General features: G+C 40.8%; 20 protein-coding genes. 11 read left to right on the forward strand and 9 right to left on the reverse strand.

All coding sequences use genetic code 11. From position 1 onward, the window contains the following. Positions 1-65: 65 nt before the first annotated feature. On the reverse strand, positions 66-2,219 hold the full coding sequence (locus H6541_01505; protein ID MCB9014439.1) for an aldehyde:ferredoxin oxidoreductase: 2,154 nt from the start codon (positions 2,217-2,219) through the stop codon (positions 66-68). A gap of 274 nt (positions 2,220-2,493) precedes the next feature. Between H6541_01505 and thiF the strand changes: the two genes are divergently transcribed. Further along, positions 2,494-3,102 carry a sulfur carrier protein ThiS adenylyltransferase ThiF gene (gene thiF, locus H6541_01510; protein ID MCB9014440.1) on the forward strand — a complete coding sequence of 203 codons (609 nt, stop codon included), beginning with the start codon at positions 2,494-2,496 and terminating at the stop codon, positions 3,100-3,102. Between the two features lie 12 nt (positions 3,103-3,114). Beyond that, positions 3,115-3,321: a sulfur carrier protein ThiS gene (gene thiS / locus H6541_01515; protein MCB9014441.1), complete on the forward strand. Its 207-nt coding sequence runs from the start codon at positions 3,115-3,117 to the stop codon at positions 3,319-3,321. 8 nt (positions 3,322-3,329) lie between these two features. Here thiS and H6541_01520 read toward each other — a convergent pair whose 3' ends face one another. The 5 genes from H6541_01520 to H6541_01540 form a co-directional block, all read right to left on the reverse strand. Beyond that, a complete protein-coding gene (locus tag H6541_01520; GenBank protein MCB9014442.1) occupies positions 3,330-4,616 on the reverse strand; it encodes a bifunctional folylpolyglutamate synthase/dihydrofolate synthase in 1,287 nt (428 codons plus the stop codon). A gap of 11 nt (positions 4,617-4,627) precedes the next feature. Then, complete coding sequence (locus tag H6541_01525; GenBank protein MCB9014443.1) at positions 4,628-5,413, reverse strand: energy transducer TonB; 786 nt, start codon at positions 5,411-5,413, stop codon at positions 4,628-4,630. A 58-nt stretch (positions 5,414-5,471) separates the two neighbouring features. Continuing rightward, complete coding sequence (locus H6541_01530; GenBank protein MCB9014444.1) at positions 5,472-5,885, reverse strand: biopolymer transporter ExbD; 414 nt, start codon at positions 5,883-5,885, stop codon at positions 5,472-5,474. 37 nt (positions 5,886-5,922) lie between these two features. Then, a complete protein-coding gene (locus H6541_01535) occupies positions 5,923-6,645 on the reverse strand; it encodes a MotA/TolQ/ExbB proton channel family protein (protein MCB9014445.1) in 723 nt (240 codons plus the stop codon). Between the two features lie 410 nt (positions 6,646-7,055). Continuing rightward, positions 7,056-7,418, reverse strand: a complete 363-nt coding sequence (locus H6541_01540; GenBank protein ID MCB9014446.1) for a hypothetical protein — start codon at positions 7,416-7,418, stop codon at positions 7,056-7,058. 272 nt (positions 7,419-7,690) lie between these two features. Between H6541_01540 and H6541_01545 the strand changes: the two genes are divergently transcribed. The 6 genes from H6541_01545 to H6541_01570 all read left to right on the forward strand — a co-directional run bounded on the left by H6541_01545 (position 7,691) and on the right by H6541_01570 (position 12,471). After that, positions 7,691-8,263, forward strand: coding sequence for an RNA polymerase sigma factor (locus H6541_01545; GenBank protein ID MCB9014447.1), 573 nt, complete (start codon positions 7,691-7,693; stop codon positions 8,261-8,263). Positions 8,264-8,316: 53 nt separating this feature from the next. Continuing rightward, on the forward strand, positions 8,317-8,817 hold the full coding sequence (locus H6541_01550; protein ID MCB9014448.1) for a hypothetical protein: 501 nt from the start codon (positions 8,317-8,319) through the stop codon (positions 8,815-8,817). Next, entirely contained in the window at positions 8,814-9,356 is a 543-nt protein-coding gene (locus H6541_01555) for a hypothetical protein (protein MCB9014449.1), read from the forward strand. The genes H6541_01550 and H6541_01555 overlap by 4 nt, the downstream gene beginning before the upstream one ends. 39 nt (positions 9,357-9,395) lie before the next feature. Continuing rightward, positions 9,396-9,938, forward strand: coding sequence for a Spy/CpxP family protein refolding chaperone (locus H6541_01560; protein MCB9014450.1), 543 nt, complete (start codon positions 9,396-9,398; stop codon positions 9,936-9,938). A gap of 282 nt (positions 9,939-10,220) precedes the next feature. Beyond that, positions 10,221-11,222, forward strand: coding sequence for an NADP-dependent oxidoreductase (locus H6541_01565; protein ID MCB9014451.1), 1,002 nt, complete (start codon positions 10,221-10,223; stop codon positions 11,220-11,222). An 88-nt stretch (positions 11,223-11,310) separates the two neighbouring features. Further along, positions 11,311-12,471 (forward strand): iron-containing alcohol dehydrogenase, encoded by a 1,161-nt coding sequence (locus H6541_01570; GenBank protein MCB9014452.1) that lies wholly within the window; start codon positions 11,311-11,313, stop codon positions 12,469-12,471. Between the two features lie 159 nt (positions 12,472-12,630). Here the strand turns inward: H6541_01570 and H6541_01575 are convergent, their stop codons facing one another. Then, a complete protein-coding gene (locus H6541_01575) occupies positions 12,631-13,833 on the reverse strand; it encodes an MFS transporter (GenBank protein MCB9014453.1) in 1,203 nt (400 codons plus the stop codon). Between the two features lie 196 nt (positions 13,834-14,029). On the opposite strand from H6541_01575, the gene H6541_01580 reads away from it, so the two are divergent. Then, the gene (locus tag H6541_01580; protein ID MCB9014454.1) at positions 14,030-16,621 is read left to right on the forward strand and encodes a response regulator; all 2,592 of its coding nucleotides are present in this window, start codon (positions 14,030-14,032) and stop codon (positions 16,619-16,621) included. A gap of 79 nt (positions 16,622-16,700) precedes the next feature. On the opposite strand, the gene H6541_01585 is transcribed toward H6541_01580, so the two are convergent. Further along, on the reverse strand, positions 16,701-18,062 hold the full coding sequence (locus H6541_01585) for a sigma-54-dependent Fis family transcriptional regulator (GenBank protein ID MCB9014455.1): 1,362 nt from the start codon (positions 18,060-18,062) through the stop codon (positions 16,701-16,703). 265 nt (positions 18,063-18,327) lie between these two features. Here H6541_01585 and H6541_01590 point away from each other — a divergent pair, with 265 nt between their 5' ends. Further along, positions 18,328-20,919, forward strand: coding sequence for a glycoside hydrolase family 2 protein (locus H6541_01590; GenBank protein ID MCB9014456.1), 2,592 nt, complete (start codon positions 18,328-18,330; stop codon positions 20,917-20,919). Positions 20,920-20,945: 26 nt separating this feature from the next. Here H6541_01590 and H6541_01595 read toward each other — a convergent pair whose 3' ends face one another. Beyond that, positions 20,946-22,403, reverse strand: coding sequence for a T9SS type A sorting domain-containing protein (locus H6541_01595; GenBank protein ID MCB9014457.1), 1,458 nt, complete (start codon positions 22,401-22,403; stop codon positions 20,946-20,948). 239 nt (positions 22,404-22,642) lie between these two features. Here H6541_01595 and H6541_01600 point away from each other — a divergent pair, with 239 nt between their 5' ends. Continuing rightward, a complete protein-coding gene (locus tag H6541_01600) occupies positions 22,643-23,101 on the forward strand; it encodes a hypothetical protein (GenBank protein ID MCB9014458.1) in 459 nt (152 codons plus the stop codon). Positions 23,102-23,174 lie beyond the last annotated feature (73 nt).

The following is a 23,174-nucleotide window of genomic DNA, read 5'->3' on the forward strand; positions in this document are numbered from 1 at the left end:
AAATATCCGATGAGGTTTACAATAAAAAAGCCCCTTCAAGGGGCTTTTTTATTGTAAAAATATGATTACTGAAGAGGAGTTACAACTTCGAGTAATTCCGGAAGATCCATTCCGAGGCTTTTCAAATGCTCAATTGTAGGAACTCCGTTTTTGTTCCAGCCCCTGCGGAAGTACACAGCGTCGAGCAATTGTTCATACCTGTCTTCGCGGTATTTTCGGGTGGCGTCCATTTTTTCTTCAAGTGTCATTTTCAGTGGGTCCAGTCCCAGGTTTTCAACCAGTTGTTTGTCATAACGTTCCTGTCTCGACAAGTATTCTTCCTGTGTTACAGGCCCGGCTGCACGGTATGGCTGAGCATCATGTATGCGTAATCCATAACCACGGCGGATATTGAAGATGCGTTGGAAATTATAAACTCTTTCAGATTGACGGATGATTTCATGTTTGTCGATCTTGTTGCCGGTCACTGCATTATAGATGGTAACATAGTTGTCAACATGTTCAGGCACTTTAGCGGGTTCATCGCTGAGAGCATTGCTTTCGGGTTCTACATCGTTCCATGGCAGTTTGCACAATCCCTGAAGCCCGAACCAGGTGCGGAACATTGGGAAATAGTGCAGCGCTTCGGCTTTCTTTTCAAACGTAGGAATCTGGTTGTTAACCATATCCATAAAAATCAGCCAGGCTTCATCATGCTGCGGGCCTTTGTTGGTCATGGCATAACCGCCCTGCTGTGCCAGCGATTCTTTGGAAATATATTGAGAATATTCAAGGCCTTTGTTTTCCATGGCAATATCCTGAAGGAATTGAGGATCGCCCCAGCCTTTTTCAATAAACATTTCTTTCATTTTGCGAACACCCAAACCGGCGATTTTTCCAAATCCCTCGCCGCGTGAAAGCTGATGAAGCAGTTCCATTGCGGTGTCAGAATTGCCAAAATTCAGTTTTAAACCACCGGTTCGCTCTTCATTCAGGATTCCGGCTTCAAAACATTCCATCACAAAGCCAAGAATTGTTCCCCATGAAATGGTGCAAACCCCGTATGTGTCGCAATAGAAGTTGGCTTCAATGGTAAATTCAACATCAAAAATGCCTGCACAGGAGCCCAGTGAAGCAGCTGTTTCGTATTCAGGTCCGTCAACAATTACTTTGGAACCAGCGTATGGACCAGTGCGTAATTCATAATTATCAACTCCTTTGGCGCATGACATATTGCATCCAATCCAGCAGCCATCGGGAACACCCTGGGTAAATTTTTCCTTGTAAACATTGGAATGAATTTTTCCTGCATCAGGGTGATTGCCAAATTTGAAATTATGGGTTGGCAGAAGGTCGTAATCATTCATTACATTGGTAAGGTGGGCTGTCCCCTTACTTCTCATTTCAGCCTGACTGTCGTCCAGTTCGCGCATTTCGCGGTTAAACCGGCGGCCACGTTCCATGATGGCTTCCAGCTCAACAACATTATTCAGGTTCCCTTTTACGCCTTTGGTTTTACCAACCAGTGCTCTGATTCCTTTGTCTCTGAATACAGTGCCAATTCCACCACGACCAGCTTGTTTCAGACGGGCAATTTTGCGTTTTGAATCGAAAAAGCTAAAGTTAAGCATACCAATCAGAGAATGGTCTGCAGCTGTTCCGGCTGAAACAACTGATACATTTTTGCGGCCACTTTCATCTTCAGCAAATATTTCAGTGAGTTTTTCGGCAAGTAAGTGGCTGTCTTCCGGAAGATCAAGGGTTTCATAAATTTCAATGACTTCGCGGGTTTCGTCAAAAACAACTACCAATTCTTTGTCGGACTTGCCTTGAAGTTCAAGTGCGTCGAATCCGCAAAATTTCAGGAACGGACCAAAATAACCGCCTACATTACTGTCAATAACAATGTCGGTTTGTGGCGAAATGGTTACTACCAATGATTTTCCTGTTCCGGAGTACTGGGTAATTCCACAGATTGGCCCCATTCCGATAACGATTTCGTTGTCAGGGTCATTCCATTTTGTGTCAGGCTTGGTCGCATCCCACAAAAGCCTCAATCCAAATCCTTTTCCTCCAATGAATTTTTCTTTCATTACAGGCGTAACTGGCTTTTCGATAACTGAATAATCGGATACATTTACATAAACGGTCCGGTTATTATACCCTTTCTCAATTGGAGCCCATGTGTATTTGTATTCCTTTAACAGTTTGAGCGAATTTCTGATTTCTTCAGTTTTCATAATATGAATTTGCTTGATTATTTGCTGTTAATTGGTTCACAAATGTACAAATGTTTACCATTAAGTCTACCCTTATGCACTGAAAAATAACGTTATGACGCAGCATTCATAACACTATCTGCTATGCAGTAACTTAGATTGTAAAAATTCATGTTGAGGGTGTCAGTATTTGAATATTCCCTGTTTTTTGTTGTTAAAAGTTTGGCTTTTGTGCATAAGATGGTAATTTTCCTATTTTTGCAATAACCTGTTTAATGGTTTAATATATTTCAATATGCCAATGACAATTTCTGAGCAAATAAGTAATTATCTGAAGCAGTTTACAGTTGGTATTGCCGGATGTGGTGGCTTAGGTTCAAATTGTGCAATTGCTTTGGCCAGATGCGGAGTTGGTAAGTTGGTAATTGCTGATTTTGATATTGTTACAAAACAAAATCTAAACAGGCAATATTATTTCCAGGACCAGATTGGTCGTTTAAAAGTTCATGCTCTTCGCGAAAATATTCAACGCATTGATGCATCAGTCAACGTTAAAGCGTTTGATATGAAATTATGTGTATCAGATATTGTTGAATTGTTTGCCGGATGCCATGTAATAGTTGAAGCTTTTGATAAAGCCGAGATGAAACAAATGATTATTGAAACAGTGCTCATGCAAATGCCCGGGAAATATCTGGTTACAGGTGTAGGCATGGCTGGCTGGGGGAAAACAGACATTATTCATGCCCGCAGGTCTGATCAACTGATTATTTGCGGTGATGAGGTGTCTGAAGTTTCTGAACAGTTGCCCGTGTTGGCTCCCAGGGTAAATGTTGTTGCCAATATGCAGGCAAATGAGGTGCTGGATATTTTGCTTGCGGATTTTAAACCGGCAGCTTTTTGAAAACAAGGATAAATGATGAAAATTGTTCTGAATAACAGAGAAGAAGTTTTTGAGGCTGATCAAATGACCATTACAGGCTTGCTTGCTGCCAAGAATTTTACTTTTAAAATGTTGGTTGTAAAAGTAAATGGTGTGCTTGTGAGGAGGCACGAATATGATTTGAAAACCATTTGTGATGGCGATGATGTAATGGTGCTTCACCTGATAACAGGCGGCTGACAGTTAATTTATACAACCTCCGCTACCGTAAAGGCACTTCCTCCTATAAATACCAAATCATCTTTTTCTGCAGCAGCCCATGCTGCGTTAAGTGCATTTTTTACTGAAGGGTAAACCTGGCCGATTAACTTATGCATTTTTGCAGTTTCCTGCAATTGATGAGCGTCAAGCCCCCTGGGAATGTCGGCTTTACAAAAATAATAGGTTGCATTTACCGGTAATAAAGCCAGCATTGATTGTATGTCTTTGTCATTTACCACGCCAAGTACAAAATGAAGGTGACTGTATTTAAGTGACTTGAGCTGATCGACAACGGCTTTTATCCCGTCAGCATTGTGCCCTATATCGCAAATGGTAAGAGGCGATTGCCTGAGCGTTTGCCACCTGCCGGTGAATCCGGTGTTTGTAAGTGTTTTTTTTATTCCGTCTTCTATTTTTAATGATTGAAATGCAGGGTATTGACTACTCAATACGTGGGAAGTGGCCAGTACAGTGCTGATATTATTTAACTGGTAATCGGCAACCAGCGGGCTTTCTATTTTTAATTCCTGATGATTGATATGAGCAGAAAGATTCAGTAATCCATTTTTTATTTTAGGGTCATCAGCTTTAAGCGTGATTTTTTGATCTGCAAAAATCAATTCTGATTGATTGTTTGAAGCATGAGAAATAAATACTTCGGCAGTTACAGGATGTGTTTCGCCTATAATTACAGGTATTCCGGGTTTAATAATGCCTGCTTTTTCTGCCGCAATTGCCTGCAGGGTGTCTCCCAGGAACTGTGTATGATCAAATCCAATATTCGTAATTACTGAAACAAGAGGTGAAATAACATTTGTGGAATCGAGACGGCCGCCCATGCCGGTTTCAATTACGGCTATTTCAATTTTGCTTTCGCTGAACCATTGCATGGCCAGTCCAAAGGTCATTTCAAAAAACGAAGGTTTTATGATTTCAAAATCCTGTTTGTACTGCTCAACAAATTGAACCACAAATGATTCGGGAATCATTTGTCCGTTAATTTTTATTCTTTCTCTGAAATCGCGCAGATGAGGAGAAGTGAATAAGCCGGTTTTAAAACCACTTTCCTGCAAAATTGAAGCTAACATATGCGTTACAGAGCCTTTGCCGTTTGTGCCTGCAATGTGAATGGACGGAAAGTTGTTTTGAGGTTGGTTTGTAAGTTTACTGATGGCCAGGGTGTTGTTCAGGTTAGCTTTGTAAGCTGCAGCACCAATTCGTTGAAACATGGGCAGGCTGCTGAAGAGAAATTCCAGCGTTTGTGGATAGTTCATGCCGGTTAAACTCAGTTTAATTCAAAAATATACGTAATAGTTCCTTTTTGCTCTTCCGGTGCATCTTCTTTCGGGCTGAATTTAGCCAGGCGGGCGGCCTGTTCAGCCAATCGTCTGAGTTCAAGACTTGAAGTTGTGGTTCCTTTGGCTCCTGAAATTACACGGGTAACGTCTCCGTTTCGGTTTACAAATATGGTAACCACCACAATGCCGCGTTCAGTAAAGTTGTTGGAGGGTTTCGGTATTTGTCTTTTACTGCGGCCGGCTAAGCTAAATGATATTCCACCTCCTGAACCGCCATCTCCATCATAATTATCAGCTCCGGGTGTGCCATTGGGTTTGCCCTGGTCGCCGGGATTACCGGTTATTCCCTGGTTTCCTCCGCCGGTATTGCTTCCTGGCTTTCCTTTGTAAAGGGCATTGGGGTTAACCACGGGTTGGGGTGCGGGTTGGGGTGCGGGTTTCGTTGCGGGCTTTGGTTGTGGTTTTTCAGAAGGCTTTGGCGTAACTTTTTTTACGGGTTCAATTGCCGGAGCTTCTTCATTGTTATCTGTAACGATATCGTCTTTTGAGGGCTGGGATGCCGATGGAGCGGCATTTTGAGCCGCTGCAGCTATCTGTTCAGGCTGAATCATGCCCATGCCTTCGTCTGAATTGCCTATATTGACCTCTACTCCGGCTTCTTCAGGTAAAGGCAAAGGAGTGCGAAGTGCCATCAAAAGCAATACAGCCAGCAATAAGCCATGAAACACAATGGTTCCGGTGATTCCTTTTATATTGTCTTTATTAATCTTCATCGGTCTGTTTTTTCAGGGATTATCCAAAAATCCGGCCATTGTCTCCTGAATCAAAAGATTATTTTGCTGGTTTGGTAGCAAGTATAACCTTGTGCCTGGTGTTGGTGAGTTCATTTACCTTATTAACTGCATCAATCAGTGTAACAATGTATTGAACCGGCACCGTTTGATCAGCTCTTAATACCACCGATGCATCATTCTGCCCTTGCAGACTGTTGCCAATGCTTTCTGTCAGAAATTCCGACATTACCGGCTTCTCTTCTACGAAGTAATTGTAATTGGCATCAATATAAACAGTAAGCGATTGCTTGGCCATGGTTTTACTACTGCTTGATGGTAACAGTAGTTTAATGGCATTGGGGCTTATCAGTGTGGAAGTCAGCATAAAAAAGATAAGCAACAGAAAAACAAGGTCAGACATGGATGCCATGCTGAATTGAGTGCTTATTTTATTTCTTGATTTTATAGCCATGTTCGGAGTCTTGAAATGATAATTGCTGTAAGCTGATTCAGGATGCAGGTTCGTGGAGCAAATCCATAAACTCAGTGGCTCTGGCTTCAAGTATAAATACCACTTTTTCTACTCTGGCAACAAGGATATTGTAACATATATATCCAATAATTCCAACTATAAGACCTGCAACAGTTGTAATCATTGCCTGATAAATTCCTCCTGACAGCATTGCAATATCAATATTGTTGCCGGCCATTGACATATCGTAAAAAGCCTGTACCATGCCAATTACTGTACCCAGAAAGCCAAGCATGGGTGCAGCTCCGGCGATGGTAGCCATAGCTGCCAGGTTCTTTTCCAGTTTGGCAACTTCCAGTTTCCCTACATTCTCAATTGCTGCATTGATGTCGTTCAAAGGTTTCCCAATCCGGTTGATGCCTTTTTCTATCATTCGGGCAATTGGGGTGCGGTTATTTTTACACAGCGACAAAGCTGAATCAATTCTGCCATTATGTATAAAATCACGGATGTTATTCATAAAGTTATGCTCATCGCGTGAAGCCCGGTTGATGACAATATATCGTTCGGTAAAGATATAAACAGCTATAACCGACATCAATGCGAGTGGTATCATTATCCAGCCGCCTTTTAATGCCAGTTCCCATATTGAAAGACTTATTTCCGTCGGTTGTGCTGCATTTTGTGTTAAAGTTGCTGATAATGTATCTGCCAGATTTGTAGCAGGCTGTGTAATTTGAAGAAGAAGTCCTGAAATCATTTGCTTTAGGGTTAATTCACTGTAAAATTAATACTAATTAAGGACGGGTAACTTGCCTTATGTTTATAACTATCAACAAGCAGGTGTTAATAATTAACTCGATTTTTAGATTTATATTATAACTGTTTTAATTAACAAGGGCAGATTATGGTATTGGTCATCTGCCCTTGTTTGTATGTGGTTTTAATACAGTGTGTTACATGATTAGTGAAATCACGATTTTAAACACAATAATCAGTGCTGTAAGTGCAGCCAAAATGATTATAAAAGGTTTAAACCCTGACATGCCGGTGTTTCCGGTTTTTTCTAGTGCCATTTTTTTTGAGTATTAAAGAATTAACAAAATTGTGCAAAACCTTAGTTAAAGGTTGTGCAGATAAACTTCAGAATATTAAGTTTAAAGGCTAATGCTAAATTCTCAGATAACGATATGCGATATCGCGCGCTTTTATGGAATGAGGTTTTTCATTGTTTTGCCTGACTATGAATAAACATAATGGAACTGAGCGGGATGTCCATAGCGCATTGATTCCAAATTCAGGAAAGATGTTGCAAGGAAATAAATTTACAGGAGCATGCCTGATATGGCCATTTTGTTCCTGAACAGGCAGAATATTAATGGTTTGCTGCGATAAAATCTGCTGATTACTTTCAACCGGTATCAGTTGATTTGCAGTTGCCTGTATTTGGACGGATAAATAAAAAGCTGAAGCATAAAGGAAAGCAAGTAATAACTTATTCAGGTTGTCCTTTAATCGGGTGTCTTTGAGCATATTCCGTCAAGAATCAGAGGTGCAAATGTAGCTTTTTTGCAAGCAAGAATCAAGCCTCTTCACTAGTTTTTTGTCTGAATCTTTAGGATGACAAAGGCTATGGTTTTTTATTTTATTTAGCATTTTTTTATTTTTATAACTCAAAGATAATCAGATGATAACATTTTTAGTTGTGGTTAAGTAATGTGATTTTTTTTACTTTTTGCGAAGGTTTTTCAAATTTTTGTGTCAAAAACAGTGTATTTTAACTGAAAATTAACCGTTATCTGTGCATGACTGATATTGAACTACTGAATGGAATTGCGAAAGGCGACCCTTTGGCAGGCCGTATTTTTGTTGACAGATATCAGCTTCAGGTATACAATGTATGTTATAGTTTTTTGCACAATTCGCATGATGCAGAAGATTTGGCACAAGAGGTTTTTATTGAGGCCATCAGGAATGCATCCAAATTCAGGGGTGATGCTAAATTAAGTACATGGTTATACCGGATTGCCACCAATCGTTCTCTAAATTTTATAAGAGATAACCGCAAACGGAGATTTCGTATTGAAATAGATGCATTATTTGGACTTTCGGGCAATGATGTTCCTAAAACAGGTGTTGAAGAACCCTCTGTTTCAGATGATGCGCTGGAGCAGAATGAACAAAAAAATATCCTGGCAAAGGCTATAGCATCTCTTCCATTAAACCAGCGTACAGCTTTCACACTCAATCGGCTTGATGATCTGTCGTATGCTGAAATTGCTGAAATTATGGAAGTTAGCTTGTCGGCTGTTGAATCCATGATACACAGAGCCCGGTTAAACCTGCGAAAAAAACTGTCTGTTTACTATCTGCAGTAATTTTTTCTGCAAGAAATTCAATCTTTTTGTGTCAAAAAAGCAAAATGAACCTCATGAAATGCAACGACGCTCATCTTTTGATTATCGATCAACTCAGGAAAAGCAGGTGTGAAGAACTTTCACCCGCTTTAAAGGAACACCTGAGCTCTTGTAAGTCATGCAGCACATTTTATACGCAATTTGCTGCAGATGTCAGTAATTTTTCATCAGGGTATCGAAATACAAATGATGCTGAATTCTATAATAAACTGCTATTGCGTAGCCGTGAAAAAAGAACTGAGGTTTCGGCTGCGGCTAAACCGAAAGTAAAATATCTTCAATTGACTTCTGCTGTTACTGCCGCCGCTGCCGCTATTTTTGCAGGAGTGTGGCTGGGCGGGCAATTGTTGACTTTTGCTTCAGGACCATCTGCTGAGTCAATTGCCGGAAATCAGGAGCTGTCATCCAGAACCAGCATGTTGCAATCCTTTGCTGAGGATATTCACTTAACCAGCAGCTCTGAATTATTTCTTGAAAATTACCTTGCTGAAAACGAAACTGAATCAATGCCATGACCCCAACTAAAACAAGGATTTTTATTTTTACTATTGTTGTGCTGACCATTATTAACCTGGCTGCAGTAACTACTGTAATATATAAAATAAGACACAACAATTTCAGTCCTTACAGAAGCGAACTTCCGGTTCCGTCTGATTCACTGGCAGAGCCACCCGGTCCCTCCTTTTTTATCAAAGAAATGGATTTTAATCCTGAACAAGAGAAGCTTTTTAGGGAGGCTCGTGAGGATTTCAGGGAGGTTTCAAAACCTTTGTTTTTGCAAATGAATAAAGTAAATACAGCCATTATTGATGAAGTGACCAATCCGGCAACAGATACAGTGGCACTCAGGCAGTTGTGCAATCAGGCCGGGAATTTGCAGGCGAGAATAAAAATGAATACTGCTTTGCATCTGAAAAAAATAAGCAACATTGCAGGCCCCGATAAACAAGATCACCTGAGTTATTTTTACAGAGAAATGATTTCACGCGACAGCGGACCTAATGATAAAGGCCGGCAGCACAGATACAGGCATGGCCGGAACAACCGCAACTAATCAAGCAAAATTTCCTTATTAACCATAAATTTTAATCTTATGAAAACTACAAGAATTAAACTACTGACCATCCTCACTGGCATACTGATGATTGGGCTATTGCCAGCAACGTCGAATGCACAAAGACCATGTCGTGGTAACGGACCTGGATATGGCCAGGGAAGAGGCGATTGTATCGCTGCCATTCCATCATTGACTGATGAGCAGAAAACAGCTATTGAGCAATTAAGGATTGCCCACATCAAAAAGGCAGATTTATTACGTGCAGAAATCGGCGAAAAACAGGCCAGATTAAATACCTTGCGTTTGAGCGAACCTGCTGACGAAAAAGCCATTGATCGTACAATTGATGAGATTTCAAAGTTACGTGGCGATTTGATGAAAGCCCGCGAAAATCATCAGCGGCAAATCAAGAATCTTTTGACGGATGAACAAAAAAGCTATTTCGATGCTAAGTCCGGCAGAGGCAGAGGAGGTAAAGGATATGGCCCGAATGCCGATAAACCTGGCAGACCTGACAGACCAGGCAGAGGTAATGGCCGTCATTACAGAAATGGTGGAAATTGTCCATATGCTGGATAATGTTGATGAAGTTTTTTGATTGCTGTTTTTCTAATTGATTTAATAAAACAAACTGCCCTGCTTCTGGCTAGCATCCTGAGGCAGGGCAGTTTGTTTTTGCAATTATCTCTAATACAGGTATATATTCCCTTTAGTTTTTTCATTATAGCTTAACTAATCTCATCACATATTTTTATTGACGAAACTTTATAACCACCGGGAACTTCCCCCTGTCAATTCGTCAAGAAAAGGATGAATGGTATGTTTATTGTCACTGAGCTTTAAATTTTAATCTTAAAAACAATGAACAGACAAATTATATTGAAATCGAGGCCCGTTGGAGTGCCTGGAATTGAGCACTTTGAGTTGAATGAAGTTTCGGTTGGTTCGCCGGGTGAAGGAGAATTGTTATTGAAATCACTTTATGTTTCTGTAGATCCTTACATGAGAGGCAGGATGAGTGATGCAAAATCCTACATTCCTCCATTTGAGGTCGGAAAGCCTGTAAATGGAGGAGTAGTTGCCGAAGTCGTAGAAAGCCGGCATCCCGATTTTGCTGTCGGAGATGCGGTCATAGGGCAGTTGGCATGGCAGGAAATTCAGATTGCGAAAGCCGATACCGTCAGGCTGATCGATAAAACATCCGTGCCATTGAGTTATTACCTGGGTATCCTGGGAATGCCCGGGTTGACTGCTTATTTTGGACTGCTGGATATAGGAATGCCAGTAGCGGGAGAAACTGTCGTAGTTTCTGGAGCAGCTGGTGCTGTGGGGATGATTGTAAGCCAGATTGCCCGCATTAAAGGGTGCAGGGTTGTGGGTATTGCTGGCAGTGATGAAAAGGTTAATTATCTGAAAACTGAAATAGGACTGGATGAAGTTCTCAATTATAAAACAGAAAATGATTTGAATTCAGCCATTGCCCGTGCATGCCCCAAAGGTGTGGATATTTATTTTGACAATGTTGGGGGTGAAATCTCAGATGCAGTTATAACCAATATTAATAAAGGAGCCCGTATTATTCTTTGCGGACAGATTTCGCTTTATAATAGCAGGGAAACACCGGTTGGCCCGCGTATTCAAACAACATTGCTTAAAAAGAGTGCGTTGATGAAAGGTTTTATTGTGTCTGATTATTCGGACAGATTCAGCGAAGGAATAAAACAGCTGGCACAATGGATTAAAGAAGGCCAACTGAAGTCACAGGAAACAATACTGCATGGATTTGAATCATTGCCAGAAGCTTTTATCGGTCTTTTTCAAGGAAAAAATACCGGGAAGTATCTTGTGGAAACCCGCAAATAAGCAGTAATCTCTTTTTTGTTATTGTTTTTGCGACCATTTTAATTTCTAATTGTTAAGAACGATTAAATCAATATTAAAAACAGAAATCATGAACAATTTTAATTTTTATAACCCTGTAAAAATACTTTTTGGGAAGGGTAAAATTCAGGAACTTGGAAAAAACATTCCTGAAAATGCAAGAATTTTAATGACCTACGGTGGTGGCAGTATTCATAAAAATGGAGTGTATGAGCAGGTAACTGCCGCTTTAAAGGGGCATGAAGTGGTTGAGTTTGGAGGCATAGAGCCTAATCCCAGATATGAAACACTGATGAAAGCCGTAGAAATCGTCCGATCGCAGAATATTAACTTCCTGCTTGCTGTTGGAGGTGGTTCGGTGCTTGACGGGACTAAGTTTATTGCTGCAGCAGCAAATTATCAGGGCGAATTTGCCTGGGATATTGCTGCTAAACAAATACAGGTTAAGGAGGCTTTGCCATTGGGAGCTGTGCTGACATTGGCTGCAACCGGCTCAGAAATGAATAGTGGAGGTGTTGTAACGCGCGAAGCCACACAGGAAAAGTTTGCCTTTGGCTCGCCGGTGTTGTTTCCTAAGTTTTCAATTCTTGATCCTTCTATTACATTTAGTCTTCCGCAACGCCAGGTTGCCAATGGTATTGTTGATGCTTATGTACATGTTATTGAGCAATATCTGACATATCCGGTGAACTCTCCTGTTCAGGACCGCTTTGCTGAAGGCATACTGCTTACTTTAATTGAAGAAGGTTTAAAAGCCGTAAATAATACTGAGCCTGATTATGAAAACCGCGCTAATTTGATGTGGGCTGCCACAATGGCATTAAATGGATTGCTGTCAACCGGCGTTCGGACCGATTGGGCAACTCATATGATTGGTCATGAGCTTACAGCTTTTCATGGCATAGATCATGCTGTTACGCTGGCAATTGTACTTCCAGGACTGATGAGGTTAATGAAAGATAAACGCCGCGAAAAATTGCTGCAGTACGGTACCCGTGTATGGAATATTACTGAAGGCACTGACGAAGAACGAATTGAGCTTACGATTCAACGTACTGAAGAATTTTTCAGGCAGGTAGGAATAGAAACCCGCCTGCATAATCATCAGGTAGGGCAGGAGACCATCAACCGTATTGTTGAAAGGTTTACCAGCAGAGGAATGCGTGCAGTAGGCGCCCAGCAGGATGTAAGTATTCCTGATGTTGGCGTAATTCTTCAATCACAATTGTAGTCATTGGTCTTAAGCTTTTTTGTGGTTAATTCATAGCAACCACAATGTTTTATTTTGCAAAAAGCCGGTTTATCTCATCATGAGAAAACCGGCTTTTTTTAATGATTGTTTTTGAGTTATTTGCTGTGTGGCGATTATAATACTTCAGTTTTCAAATTCTCAATTTACCGCAGGCGTAAACTTTTTTATCCAAAGCAGATAAAATGCAGCAATCAATACGCCGCTTCCGGAAACAAAAAACATGGCAGATGGCCCGAAATTGTACCAGATTAATCCTGCAAGGGTACTGGCAAGCATGGTACAAATACTGGCCAGTGCGTTATAAAATCCCAAGGCCGTTGCTGTATCTTCTTTGCGACAGATATTTGTAATCAGCGCTTTGGATACACCTTCACTGGCAGCTGCATAAATGCCGTAAAGTAAGAATAGCAGGCCATAATGCCAAAGTTGTGCCGCGATTCCCATTCCAAGATAAACAATAGCGAAAACGACCAGTCCGCTGACCAGTGTGCGGTGGAGGCCAAATTTATCGGCAATTACACCCACTGGATAAGCAACCAGCGCATAAATCAAATTGTAAAAAATGTAAAAACCAATCATAAGGGTATCGCTCATGCCACTTTCTTTAAGCCCAAGCAGCAAAAAGGCGTCGGAACTGTTGAAGAGCGTGAAAAACAGCAGTCCGCCTATCAGGAGCTTGTATTGTTTGCTGGCGACATGCCTGTAAGAAAGGAAACTAAAGAAGCCTGGTTTTGAATTAATATTAGTTTTTTGTGGTTTTTCGTGAATCAAAAATGTAATGATTACAGCTATCAACCCCGGGATAAAAGCAATTACAAACAACCATTTGTATTCACCAGGCCAAATGCTTAAATAAATCAATGCAAGTATGGGGCCTATAGCTGCGCCCAAGGTGTCAAACGCACGATGAAATCCGAATACACGGCCTTTATTTTCGGGGGTGGTTTCGTCGCTCAGCAGGGCATCGCGGGCGCTGGTGCGGATACCTTTTCCAAGCTTGTCTGTTGTACGCGCTGAGAAAATCCACCATGGCCATGTAAAAGCAGCCATCATAGGTTTGGAGATGGCACTCAGTAAATATCCGAATCGTACAAAGGGCATACGCACGCCTTTTTTATCAGAAAGATGCCCGAAATAACCTTTACTTAACCCTGCTGTTGCTTCCGCAAATCCTTCAAGCAGTCCGATGAGTACCACCGAAAAGCCAATAGACCTTAAGAAAACAGGCATAACAGGATATAACATTTCGCTCCCAATATCGTTGAAAAAACTGACGAGGGAGACAAGAAGTATACTGCGTGTAATAATACCGTTGGTCTTGAATCGATTTAGAATAGACATACAAAATGGAGTTAGCCCTGCAAATATCGGGAGTTAAATGATTCCGGCAGACTAACCTGATGATAAAAAGTGAAACGCGTTGAAGAACGGGGATGTTTTGCATGATTGAAGGTTAAACTTAAACAGTTTTAACGTGTTATATAAGAACATTTTGTTCAAATAATGTTTGTTCTGACAGGGAATCCAAATAGTTTATATGACACTATTGCGTAAATGGGGGCTTCAATTTAAAGTGCTACTGGTATTTGCCATTGCTATTCTGGCTGTTGTATCGGCCGGATATATTGTCAGGCAAAATACTAAAACGCTGCGTCATACACTCGAAACACTTTCCCAACCTGATACTGAGTTGCATACACTGCGCAACCTGCTCTCAAATTTGTCGGCAGCTGAGAATGCCATCAGGATATATGCGCTGACCAATGATGCTGCATATTTTGATGAGTACACTTTTTTGATTGAAAATGTTGCAAAGAATCTGGATTCGTTGACAGTAATAGCCTGGGGAGACGAAAACAGGATGGCCAGACTCGACAGTGTTTCAAATTTACTTGTTCAGCGGCAGGAAATGATCAATGCTTATCTTATCTATAAATCGAAACGTGAGCGTTTTGATTTTGCTGAGAAAGCTATCAGGCAGATAAAATCAGGCCCATTAGACACCATCCCCAACCGATTACGTACATCTACCCGTGTGATTACTGTGTTTGATACGATAAGACCAGAACCCCTTCCTGTGCCTGAACCAGAACAAAAGCCGCGAGGCCTGTTTGGAAGTAAACGAAAGAAAACTTCATCGAAAAAGAATGCGCAGCCGCAAGAAATTACCGATACCAGGCCTTTGGTTTTGTCAACCACACGTGTGATTACAGATACAGCTTTAATCAGGCCGAGCGACTCTCTGATTCTTACAAATGTTCAAAAAGCTTTATCAAATGTCAGGAAACTTGACCTGGCTACATATAAAGGCTTACAGGAGCAGGAGTTGAATATGTTGCGTAATAGTTCACTCATTATTGATCAGGTAACCCGCATTTTCAGGCAACTGGAAATGACCAAAACCTTACTGGCTGAACGCAGAGCAAAATTGGCCAGCGAAGAGGCTAACCGATCTGTGTTGGTTATTGGTGCCATCGGATTTGTGTCCCTGGTGCTGATTCTGTTTTTTCTGGTGTTGATTTTGAGTAATATACGTAAGAGTAATAAATATAAGCAGGAACTTATAAAAGCCAATCTTGAAACGCTTGAAATGGCCAAAGTTAAGGAAGAGTTTCTGGCAAATATGAGTCATGAAATCAGGACACCTCTCAATGCCATTATCGGGTTCTCTGAACAGCTGACCAATACCCAGCTGAATCAAGTGCAGCAGGAGTATCTTGGAGCAGTAAGAAGATCTTCAAGGCATTTACTTGAAACTGTAAACGATATTCTTGATTTGTCGCGTTTGGGCGCAGGCAAACTACAATTGGAAAAAATCCCTTTCAGGCTTCAGGATGTACTGGAAGATGTACTGATTACATTTAAGCTTACGGCTGCTGAAAAAGGAATTGAGTTTGAGGCTTCCTGTAAGACAGGAGAGCATGTTGTACTTGAAGGTGACCCGCTCAGGTTTCGCCAGATACTTTATAATCTTTTGAGCAATGCAATGAAGTTTACTGAGCACGGAGGTGTAAAAGTTGAGTGTGATCTTGAAAACCAGGGAAATTCATATAAAACTATCATCAAAGTGATAGATTCAGGCATTGGCATTCAACCCGACAGGCTTCATGATATTTTTGAAGACTTTCGTCAGGCCGACTCCTCTTCAGCCCGGCGTTTTGGTGGCTCTGGTCTTGGACTTGCCATTAGCCGGCGTCTGGCCAGGCTTCAGCATGGAGATATAACGGTGGAGAGTACCCCCGGAATTGGTTCGGTTTTTACGCTCGAGTTGCCATTCGATTTATCAGAAAACGAACCGGCAGTAAATGAAATGCTGCAATTGCCTGGCGATATCAACTTAACCGGTCGGCGACTTTTAGTTGTGGATGATGATGTTTTTAATATTTTGCTCGCACGCATAATTGCGGAGAATGCAGGTATGGTTGTTGATGTGGCTGCCAATGGTCGTGAAGCCATAGAAATACTGGAATCTAATGAATATGATGTAGTTATGACTGATGTGCAGATGCCTGAAATCAGTGGAACTGAGCTGGTGAAACACGTCAGAGCTCATCATAATCAGGCTGTTTCGCTTGTTCCTGTAATTGCATTTACAGCTGCAAAAGTTGAACGTTATGACCCGGAATTTATTGATGCCGGGTTTAATGAAGTATTGCAAAAGCCATTTAGTGAGTCTGATTTTCTTTCACGAATTGGATATTATGTAACAAATGCTATTCCTGTTGTTAAATCCGGTGTGCTAAAGAAAGAAAAGGATGGCCAGCTTTATGATCTTACGCAGGCTGAGGTTTTTGCCGCCGGCAATCCAATACAAATGGCCAGTATTATCAGATCATTTATTCAAAGTTCAAACCTGACGGTTCAGGAGTTGTGGAATATGTGCGATGTTTCTGACTATCAGGGCATAAAAATGTTGGCCCATAAGCTGCTTACCGGATATGGTCATATGGGCGTATCGCAGGCTCTCCCGGTGCTCTCTCAACTTGAATCGCTGAATACCGAGTTGGTTCATCAGGAAGATATTAAATCATTGCTGTTGAAAATTACGGCTTTGAATAATCGCCTTTATCCTCTGCTGGAGAATGAGTTGTTGCGCTTGTCGGCAAACGAAAAGAAATTGCCTTCATAAACTTTGCTATCGTGTTTGTAGTAACTTAAGTTGAGCGTCGTCAGATACAACCTGTAATTGCCATGCACCATACATTCGTTTACCCTTCAATATCGTAAAGTTTCATTTTATTATAGAGCGTTTTGCGATCAATATTCAAAAGTCGTGCAGCCTTTGTTTTGTTGAAGTGGGTTTTTTCCAGAACACTTATGATGGTTTGTTTTTCGTGTGTTTCTGCCAGTGATTTAAGGTCGGTAGTGCTTTTAGAACCATTATTGACGGCCTGAGCAGGCTTTGTGAGGATTTCAGCCGGGAGATTGTTTATGGTTACATAATCGGTGGTTGCAAACAATACACTCCTCTTTATTACATTCTTCATCTCCCTGATGTTGCCGGGCCACGGGTAGGCAAGTAGTTTTTGGATGACTTCTTTGTCAAAACCTGTCACATTTTTGTTTAGTTCCTGATTGGCAGACTGTAAAAAATAATGAGCGAATTGCAGAATATCTTCTCCTCGCTGCCTTAAAGCCGGTACAGTTATTTTAAATTCATTAAGCCGGTGAAACAAATCTTCTCTGAAACTTCCTTTTTGAACATTGGCTGCCAAATCTTCGTTGGTTGCAACAATAATTCTAACATCCACGTCCACATCTTTGATACTTCCAATTTTTCTGACCTTGCGCTCCTGTGTTGCTCTTAATAGTTTGAGCTGGTTTTCGTAGGATAAATTTCCTATTTCATCCAGAAAAAGTGTTCCTCCGTTTGCTTGCTGAAACTGACCTTCTTTGTCAGCATGAGCATCGGTAAATGAACCTTTGGTATGTCCGAAAAGCTCGCTTGCTGCAAGTTCATTGGTTAATGCGCCGCAGTCAACTGCTACAAATGGCTTGTTGTGTCTGTGGCTTTTTGTGTGAATCATTCTGGCTACATACTCTTTGCCAGTTCCACTTTCGCCCTGTATAATAACCGACATATCTGTGGTAGAAACCAGTGAAATATATTGTTCAACCAATAATGAAGTTTCACTGGTGCCTCTTAAATAGTTGTAGCTTCCCGGAAGGGCTTCTGTTCTGATTCCAATCTTTTGAACAGATGCTGACTTGGGCTTGCCAATGGCTTTATTAACTGTAAGTAACAGTTCGTCAGGGTTTACCGGTTTGGTGATATAATCAAAAGCTCCTGACTTAATGGCAGTTACAGCTGAACGTATATCTCCGTAACGGGTCATAAGAATGGCTGGAACTCCCGGCGCAATGGTTTTTAACTCATTCATCAATACAAGCCCGTCAAAGTCGGGTAAACGGTAATCTGTCAGAATAATGTCAAATGGCTGCTCTTTTGCAGCTTTCATGGCACTACCTGCACTGAATACTTCTTTTACTTCAAACCCTTTGTTGCCTAAATATGATTTGAGCATCAGACAAAAGGTTGGATCATCATCAACAATTAATACCTTATACATACCTGGTAAATATCATGGTATTGATTTAACAAACAGACTGGTCAAAAGTTGCCGTCAAAGTGAACGGTCCTTTAACATTGATGTGCTAACAAGCGCCAGTGATGAATGATTAAACTTACATAAATATTTGTAATGTGCAGTAATTCAGTCGCTAGTGCGGAAATTGCGCTCAAATGACAAATTGACTGATTGGCTGATTTAAATTTTCCATAAGTTTACTGCTGATTACACCAGCCATTCTTATGTATCATTTCATTCAGGTTATATGACTTCGTTACGGTTTTACTTTCTTGTGTGCACACTTTTAATCCAGCAATTTGTTGTTGCACAGCAATCTTTAAGTTCAAAACAAATTTCAGGGAACTGGCAGTTTCGGCAGGTAGCAACACCTGACTGGATGCCTGCAACTGTTCCGGGTACTGTTCATACCGATTTAATGGCTGCAGGTAAGATTGAAGATCCATTTTACAGGCTGAATGAGCGGGATGTTCAATGGATTGATAAGGTAAACTGGGAGTATAAAACCAACTTTAATATTGATTCCCGCGATGCAGCGATGCAAAATATACAGCTTGTTTTTGAGGGGCTTGATACATGGGCTGACGTTTTTTTAAACAACCAGCTGATTTTGAATGCTGACAATATGTTTGTTGTATGGAGGGTAGATGTAAAGGGATTTTTGAAGGAAGGGGATAATGAACTCCGGATTGTTTTTCACTCTCCTTTGATGAAAGGACTGGCCAGGCAGGAAGCTTTTGGATTTCCATTGCCGGCATCCAATGATCAATCGGCCGCCGGAGGGATGGGGAAAAACCAGGTAAGTGTTTTCAGCCGAAAGGCGGGATATCATTTTGGCTGGGATTGGGGTCCCCGCCTGGTTACTTCTGGTATTTGGCGCCCAGTTTATCTTGAATTATGGAACGATTGCCGAATAACTGATCTTAACATAATTCAAAACCGTGTAACTAAAAAGTCAGCAGAACTGACTGCCGAAGTTCATGTAGAATCATCCTTAGAAATGGACTTTCTCCTAAATCTTATGGTTGACAACAACCCGATAGCTACTAAAAGTGTGCACGTGTTGCCGGGAAAAAGCAGCCATCAGCTGAGTTTTAATATTGCTGAACCCCGAATCTGGTGGCCTAATGGCTTGGGGAATCAGCCTTTATACAGGATTTCAGCAGCTTTAACCACCGGTCAATCTCAATTGGATTTCCAATCGGCAGTTATTGGTCTGAGAACAATAAAGCTTGTGAGGAAGCCTGATAACAAAGGGAATGGTGAGAGCTTTTATTTTGAAGTGAATGGTCGTCCTGTATTTGCAAAAGGGGCCAATTATATTCCAAATGATGTATTCCTAACCCGCGTTAAGCCTGAAACCTATGAATTTATAGTTAAATCAGCCGCCGAGGCCCATATGAATATGCTCAGGGTGTGGGGAGGAGGTGTTTATGAAAGCAATCTTTTTTATGACCTCTGTGATAAATATGGCATAATGGTTTGGCAGGACTTTATGTTTGCTTGTAGCATGTATCCCGGTGATGCTGATTTTCTGAATAGTATTCGCCATGAGGCTGAGGATAATGTAAAACGGTTGCGTAATCATGCCTGCATGGCTTTATGGTGTGGCAATAATGAAATTGAAACTGCCTGGGCGCAGGGATTTGAAGATAAAGGCTGGGGCTGGAAGAAGGATTATAATTCAAGTCAACGTGAAGTGATTTGGAAAGCATACGATACTATTTTTCATCATATTCTGCCCGATGTGGTTGACCATTATGCCCATAACCAGCCATACTGGCATTCGTCCCCATCAGCGGGAATGTATAAACTGGCGTCTTATGAAAATAATTCAGGCGATATGCATTATTGGGGTGTCTGGCATGGATTACATCCTTTTGATGATTTTAAAAAATATAAGGCACGATTCATGAGCGAGTATGGCTTTCAATCATTTCCTGAATTCAATAGCGTAAAGAAATATACGCTGCCTGCCGATTGGAATATAGAATCTGAAGTTATGGCATCGCATCAGCGCAGCGGTATTGGCAATCTGAGAATCAAACAATATATGGCTCTGGATTATCAGATTCCCGATGATTTTGAACAGTTTCTTTATGTAGGACAACTTTTACAGGCCGAAGCCATAAAACTTGCACTTAAAACACACAGGAGCGATATGCTTTATTGTATGGGCTCGTTGTACTGGCAGTTAAATGATTGCTGGCCGGTGGCTTCCTGGTCGGGTATCGATTATTATGGTCAGTGGAAAGCGCTGCATTATTTTGCCAAAGAAGCCTGTAAAAACGAAATTATAAGTGTGTCTATTGCTGATGATAAACTGGTCATTCATGGTGTCTCAGATTTGCCTGAGAAAACAAGTGCTGTGCTCAGGTTAAATCTGATGGATTTTTCAGGGCTTTCTGTTTGGAATCGCTCGGTTAAAGTGTCTCTGAATGCAAATGGTTCTCATGAAATTTTCAGCATTGACCTAAAGGATTTGCCTTTGAATTATCGCGAAAATAAACTGGTTCTTTCAGCCACCCTGGTTTCAGGAAAAAGAGAAATTGATAAAGAGTGTTTTTATTTTGTAAAGCCTGCAGCACTTCAACTCCCTGTTCCAAATGTTAAAACACGCATTAGCCCGAAGGACGGCCTGTTTGTTATAGAAGTGTCGACAGATAAATTATGTAAAAATCTGATGCTGATTAGCGACAATACTGACGCTCAGTTTTCTGACAATTTTTTCGATATGTTGCCTGGTGAAACCAGATTGATTACCTGTAAAGCAAATGTCAGTTGGGAAGAATTTGAAAAGGGATTCAGGTTTATTCACCTGAAACAAACGATGAAGTAGAAAACAGTTTTACGGCAATAGTTTCGCTATAATTTTACAAGTTTTTTTGTGATAGACTGATTTGAGGTTGAGAACCTGAGAATGAGCAGGCCCTTATTTAAATGGCTTAAATCCAGTTGGGCAGAATTGCCACTGAGTGAAAAGGACGTTACTTCCCTGCCTGAAGTGTCCAGAATCTGAAGGCTGTATTTATTGGTGTTCCCCCGAAAACGGATATTGATTTTATCTCTGATCGGATTGGGAAAGACTGAAATCAATTCGTCTGAAGGGTCATTTGGTTGTAACTCTGTATTTACTGTATATTCAAGAGGTACTCCCCATTCATTGCCATTTTTTTTGAAATATACCAATTCGCTCAGGCTGGTTTCAAACACTTCTTGACAATAAAAGTAAGGCCCGCCAAGTCCATCATAATAATCATAGTTGGTAAAACATCCATCAGCAATCATATAACGATAGCAGGTGTCATTTTCCCAGCCGTAAGAAATGCCGGGACCCCCGTCTAAAGCTTTTACTACTCCATGCACATTCTCTTTCATTATAGTGGTCATGAAAATTTCACTACTATAAAAGTTATTGGCCATTCCCGGAAGCAGATCAAATTCGGGATTGGGGTATATTTTTTGCAGAAGTGTATCAATTCTGGCAGTAAAGGTGTTGTTTCCATAGCCTGAAATGGACGATTTAAGCTTTTGTTCAGTATGGTAAATGATCGTGTCTCCGGAAATGATTCTATCGAGAAACCGCGTAATTGTTTCATTCCTCATTGAATAATAAATGGAAGTATATTCATAAACGGTGTGAAGTTCATCGCCGGGCTGGTGATTGTTTACTTCTTTCCAGGTGAGATTTTGTATACCCGTAGCCGGACTGTCGAATCCGCATAACGTCAATGCATCCAATTGCTGCATGATATAGCCCAGCGTAATATCAGGGAAGTTGAAGAAGTTTAATGTTTTGATAATTCCGTGATTTTTTGAAAGGAGGAGGCTGAAGTTGTTTATCTCGTGATTAACGGGCTCTCCGTTGCTATTCAGCGCCTGAAATGAGATGGTTTTTACAGAATCTGTCAAGGCCAAAATGGTGTCAGTTCCCAATGCGGTGATGCCTGCCCTGATACTAAGTTCCGGCCGTGAAAAACAAATCCATTCCTCATTTAGGCCAGCCAAAGGCTTTATAAAAATGGGCTGACTGTATGCATTGTAAAAAACTGTTTCTCCTTCTGATGTTAGGGTGACTTTGTCGCCCATCCATGAGGAACCTTCAATGTCAAAACAATCCCAGCTCTTTTGCTGAAGATTTTTTAGCAGAAAAAAAGTGGTGTCAGATGCAAGTATTTTCAAGGAATCTACCCGTAAACCAAAAATAGTCCCGTTTGTGTTTTTGTAAAGGGCGGTTACTTCGGGTTGTAATACCTTGTAGTTTTGGCCATTTGCAGCTAATGTAACAGCGAGGGTAATAAGTGCCGTAAGCAATTTGCTCATGAAGGGTGATTTATTTCAATAAATGTTTACTCAAAGTTAATGATTTTATTACCCGGGGCGTTACCGGGGCGTTATTTTATGAATGAATGATGTTGAGCAAACGACTTGTTGCTTTAATTGGTTTTACGCGCTAATAGATTGGTAAAGTTAATATTATGTTAATGTTTTGTTTGGAAGGGTAGTATGATATTATCTTTGTTTAAATCAGTTCCAAATAAGTATTCACAAAATCAGGGAAAATGAAAAAGTTTATTTATGCAACAGCAGTTGGTTTCTTGTTGTGCTTTTTGGCAACACCTCTCAACCTTAGGGCACAATCTGATTTGTATGAACAGGGAACTGTTTGGGAATTGACTTTTGTTAAACTGAAAGCCAATATGGGAGACGATTATCTGAAAGGCCTGAGCAAAACCTGGAAATCATCCATGGATATGTTGGTGAAAGAGAATTTAATCAAGTCCTATAAGATTTTGATGGGGAGTGCAGCCAATAAATCGGACTTTGATCTTTTATTGATGGTTGAACATGAAAATTTAGCTTCATTTGATCCCGATCCTGCAAGAGATAAGAAAATAATGGATTTGGAGAAGAAAATTATGGATGGAATGGGTGATGAGTACAAAAAAACAATTGTTAATTATGAAACCCTGCGTGAAATTACCGGGAATAAAATGATGAGAGAGATTTTTTTAAAATAGTGCTTGTTTTTAGTTTTAGTGTTAGTGATATAACTGCGGGAGCCTTTAACGGCAAAGGCAACCGCAGTTTTAT

The organism is Lentimicrobiaceae bacterium (genome assembly GCA_020636745.1).
GTDB lineage: Bacteria > Bacteroidota > Bacteroidia > Bacteroidales > Lentimicrobiaceae > Lentimicrobium.

What these genes read in the sequence shown, in the direction of transcription:
- H6541_01565 (MCB9014451.1), top strand. Translation starts at nt 10,221, where the DNA reads ATGAACAGACAAATTATATTGAAATCGAGGCCCGTTGGAGTGCCTGGA.
- H6541_01590 (MCB9014456.1), top strand. Translation starts at nt 18,328, where the DNA reads ATGACTTCGTTACGGTTTTACTTTCTTGTGTGCACACTTTTAATCCAG.
- H6541_01575 (MCB9014453.1), bottom strand. Translation starts at nt 13,833, where the DNA reads ATGTCTATTCTAAATCGATTCAAGACCAACGGTATTATTACACGCAGT.
- thiS (MCB9014441.1), top strand. Translation starts at nt 3,115, where the DNA reads ATGATGAAAATTGTTCTGAATAACAGAGAAGAAGTTTTTGAGGCTGAT.
- H6541_01600 (MCB9014458.1), top strand. Translation starts at nt 22,643, where the DNA reads ATGAAAAAGTTTATTTATGCAACAGCAGTTGGTTTCTTGTTGTGCTTT.
- H6541_01580 (MCB9014454.1), top strand. Translation starts at nt 14,030, where the DNA reads ATGACACTATTGCGTAAATGGGGGCTTCAATTTAAAGTGCTACTGGTA.
- H6541_01525 (MCB9014443.1), bottom strand. Translation starts at nt 5,413, where the DNA reads ATGAAGATTAATAAAGACAATATAAAAGGAATCACCGGAACCATTGTG.
- H6541_01505 (MCB9014439.1), bottom strand. Translation starts at nt 2,219, where the DNA reads ATGAAAACTGAAGAAATCAGAAATTCGCTCAAACTGTTAAAGGAATAC.
- H6541_01530 (MCB9014444.1), bottom strand. Translation starts at nt 5,885, where the DNA reads ATGGCTATAAAATCAAGAAATAAAATAAGCACTCAATTCAGCATGGCA.
- H6541_01560 (MCB9014450.1), top strand. Translation starts at nt 9,396, where the DNA reads ATGAAAACTACAAGAATTAAACTACTGACCATCCTCACTGGCATACTG.
- H6541_01535 (MCB9014445.1), bottom strand. Translation starts at nt 6,645, where the DNA reads ATGATTTCAGGACTTCTTCTTCAAATTACACAGCCTGCTACAAATCTG.
- H6541_01570 (MCB9014452.1), top strand. Translation starts at nt 11,311, where the DNA reads ATGAACAATTTTAATTTTTATAACCCTGTAAAAATACTTTTTGGGAAG.
- thiF (MCB9014440.1), top strand. Translation starts at nt 2,494, where the DNA reads ATGCCAATGACAATTTCTGAGCAAATAAGTAATTATCTGAAGCAGTTT.
- H6541_01520 (MCB9014442.1), bottom strand. Translation starts at nt 4,616, where the DNA reads ATGAACTATCCACAAACGCTGGAATTTCTCTTCAGCAGCCTGCCCATG.
- H6541_01595 (MCB9014457.1), bottom strand. Translation starts at nt 22,403, where the DNA reads ATGAGCAAATTGCTTACGGCACTTATTACCCTCGCTGTTACATTAGCT.
- H6541_01585 (MCB9014455.1), bottom strand. Translation starts at nt 18,062, where the DNA reads ATGTATAAGGTATTAATTGTTGATGATGATCCAACCTTTTGTCTGATG.
- H6541_01540 (MCB9014446.1), bottom strand. Translation starts at nt 7,418, where the DNA reads ATGCTCAAAGACACCCGATTAAAGGACAACCTGAATAAGTTATTACTT.
- H6541_01555 (MCB9014449.1), top strand. Translation starts at nt 8,814, where the DNA reads ATGACCCCAACTAAAACAAGGATTTTTATTTTTACTATTGTTGTGCTG.
- H6541_01545 (MCB9014447.1), top strand. Translation starts at nt 7,691, where the DNA reads ATGACTGATATTGAACTACTGAATGGAATTGCGAAAGGCGACCCTTTG.
- H6541_01550 (MCB9014448.1), top strand. Translation starts at nt 8,317, where the DNA reads ATGAAATGCAACGACGCTCATCTTTTGATTATCGATCAACTCAGGAAA.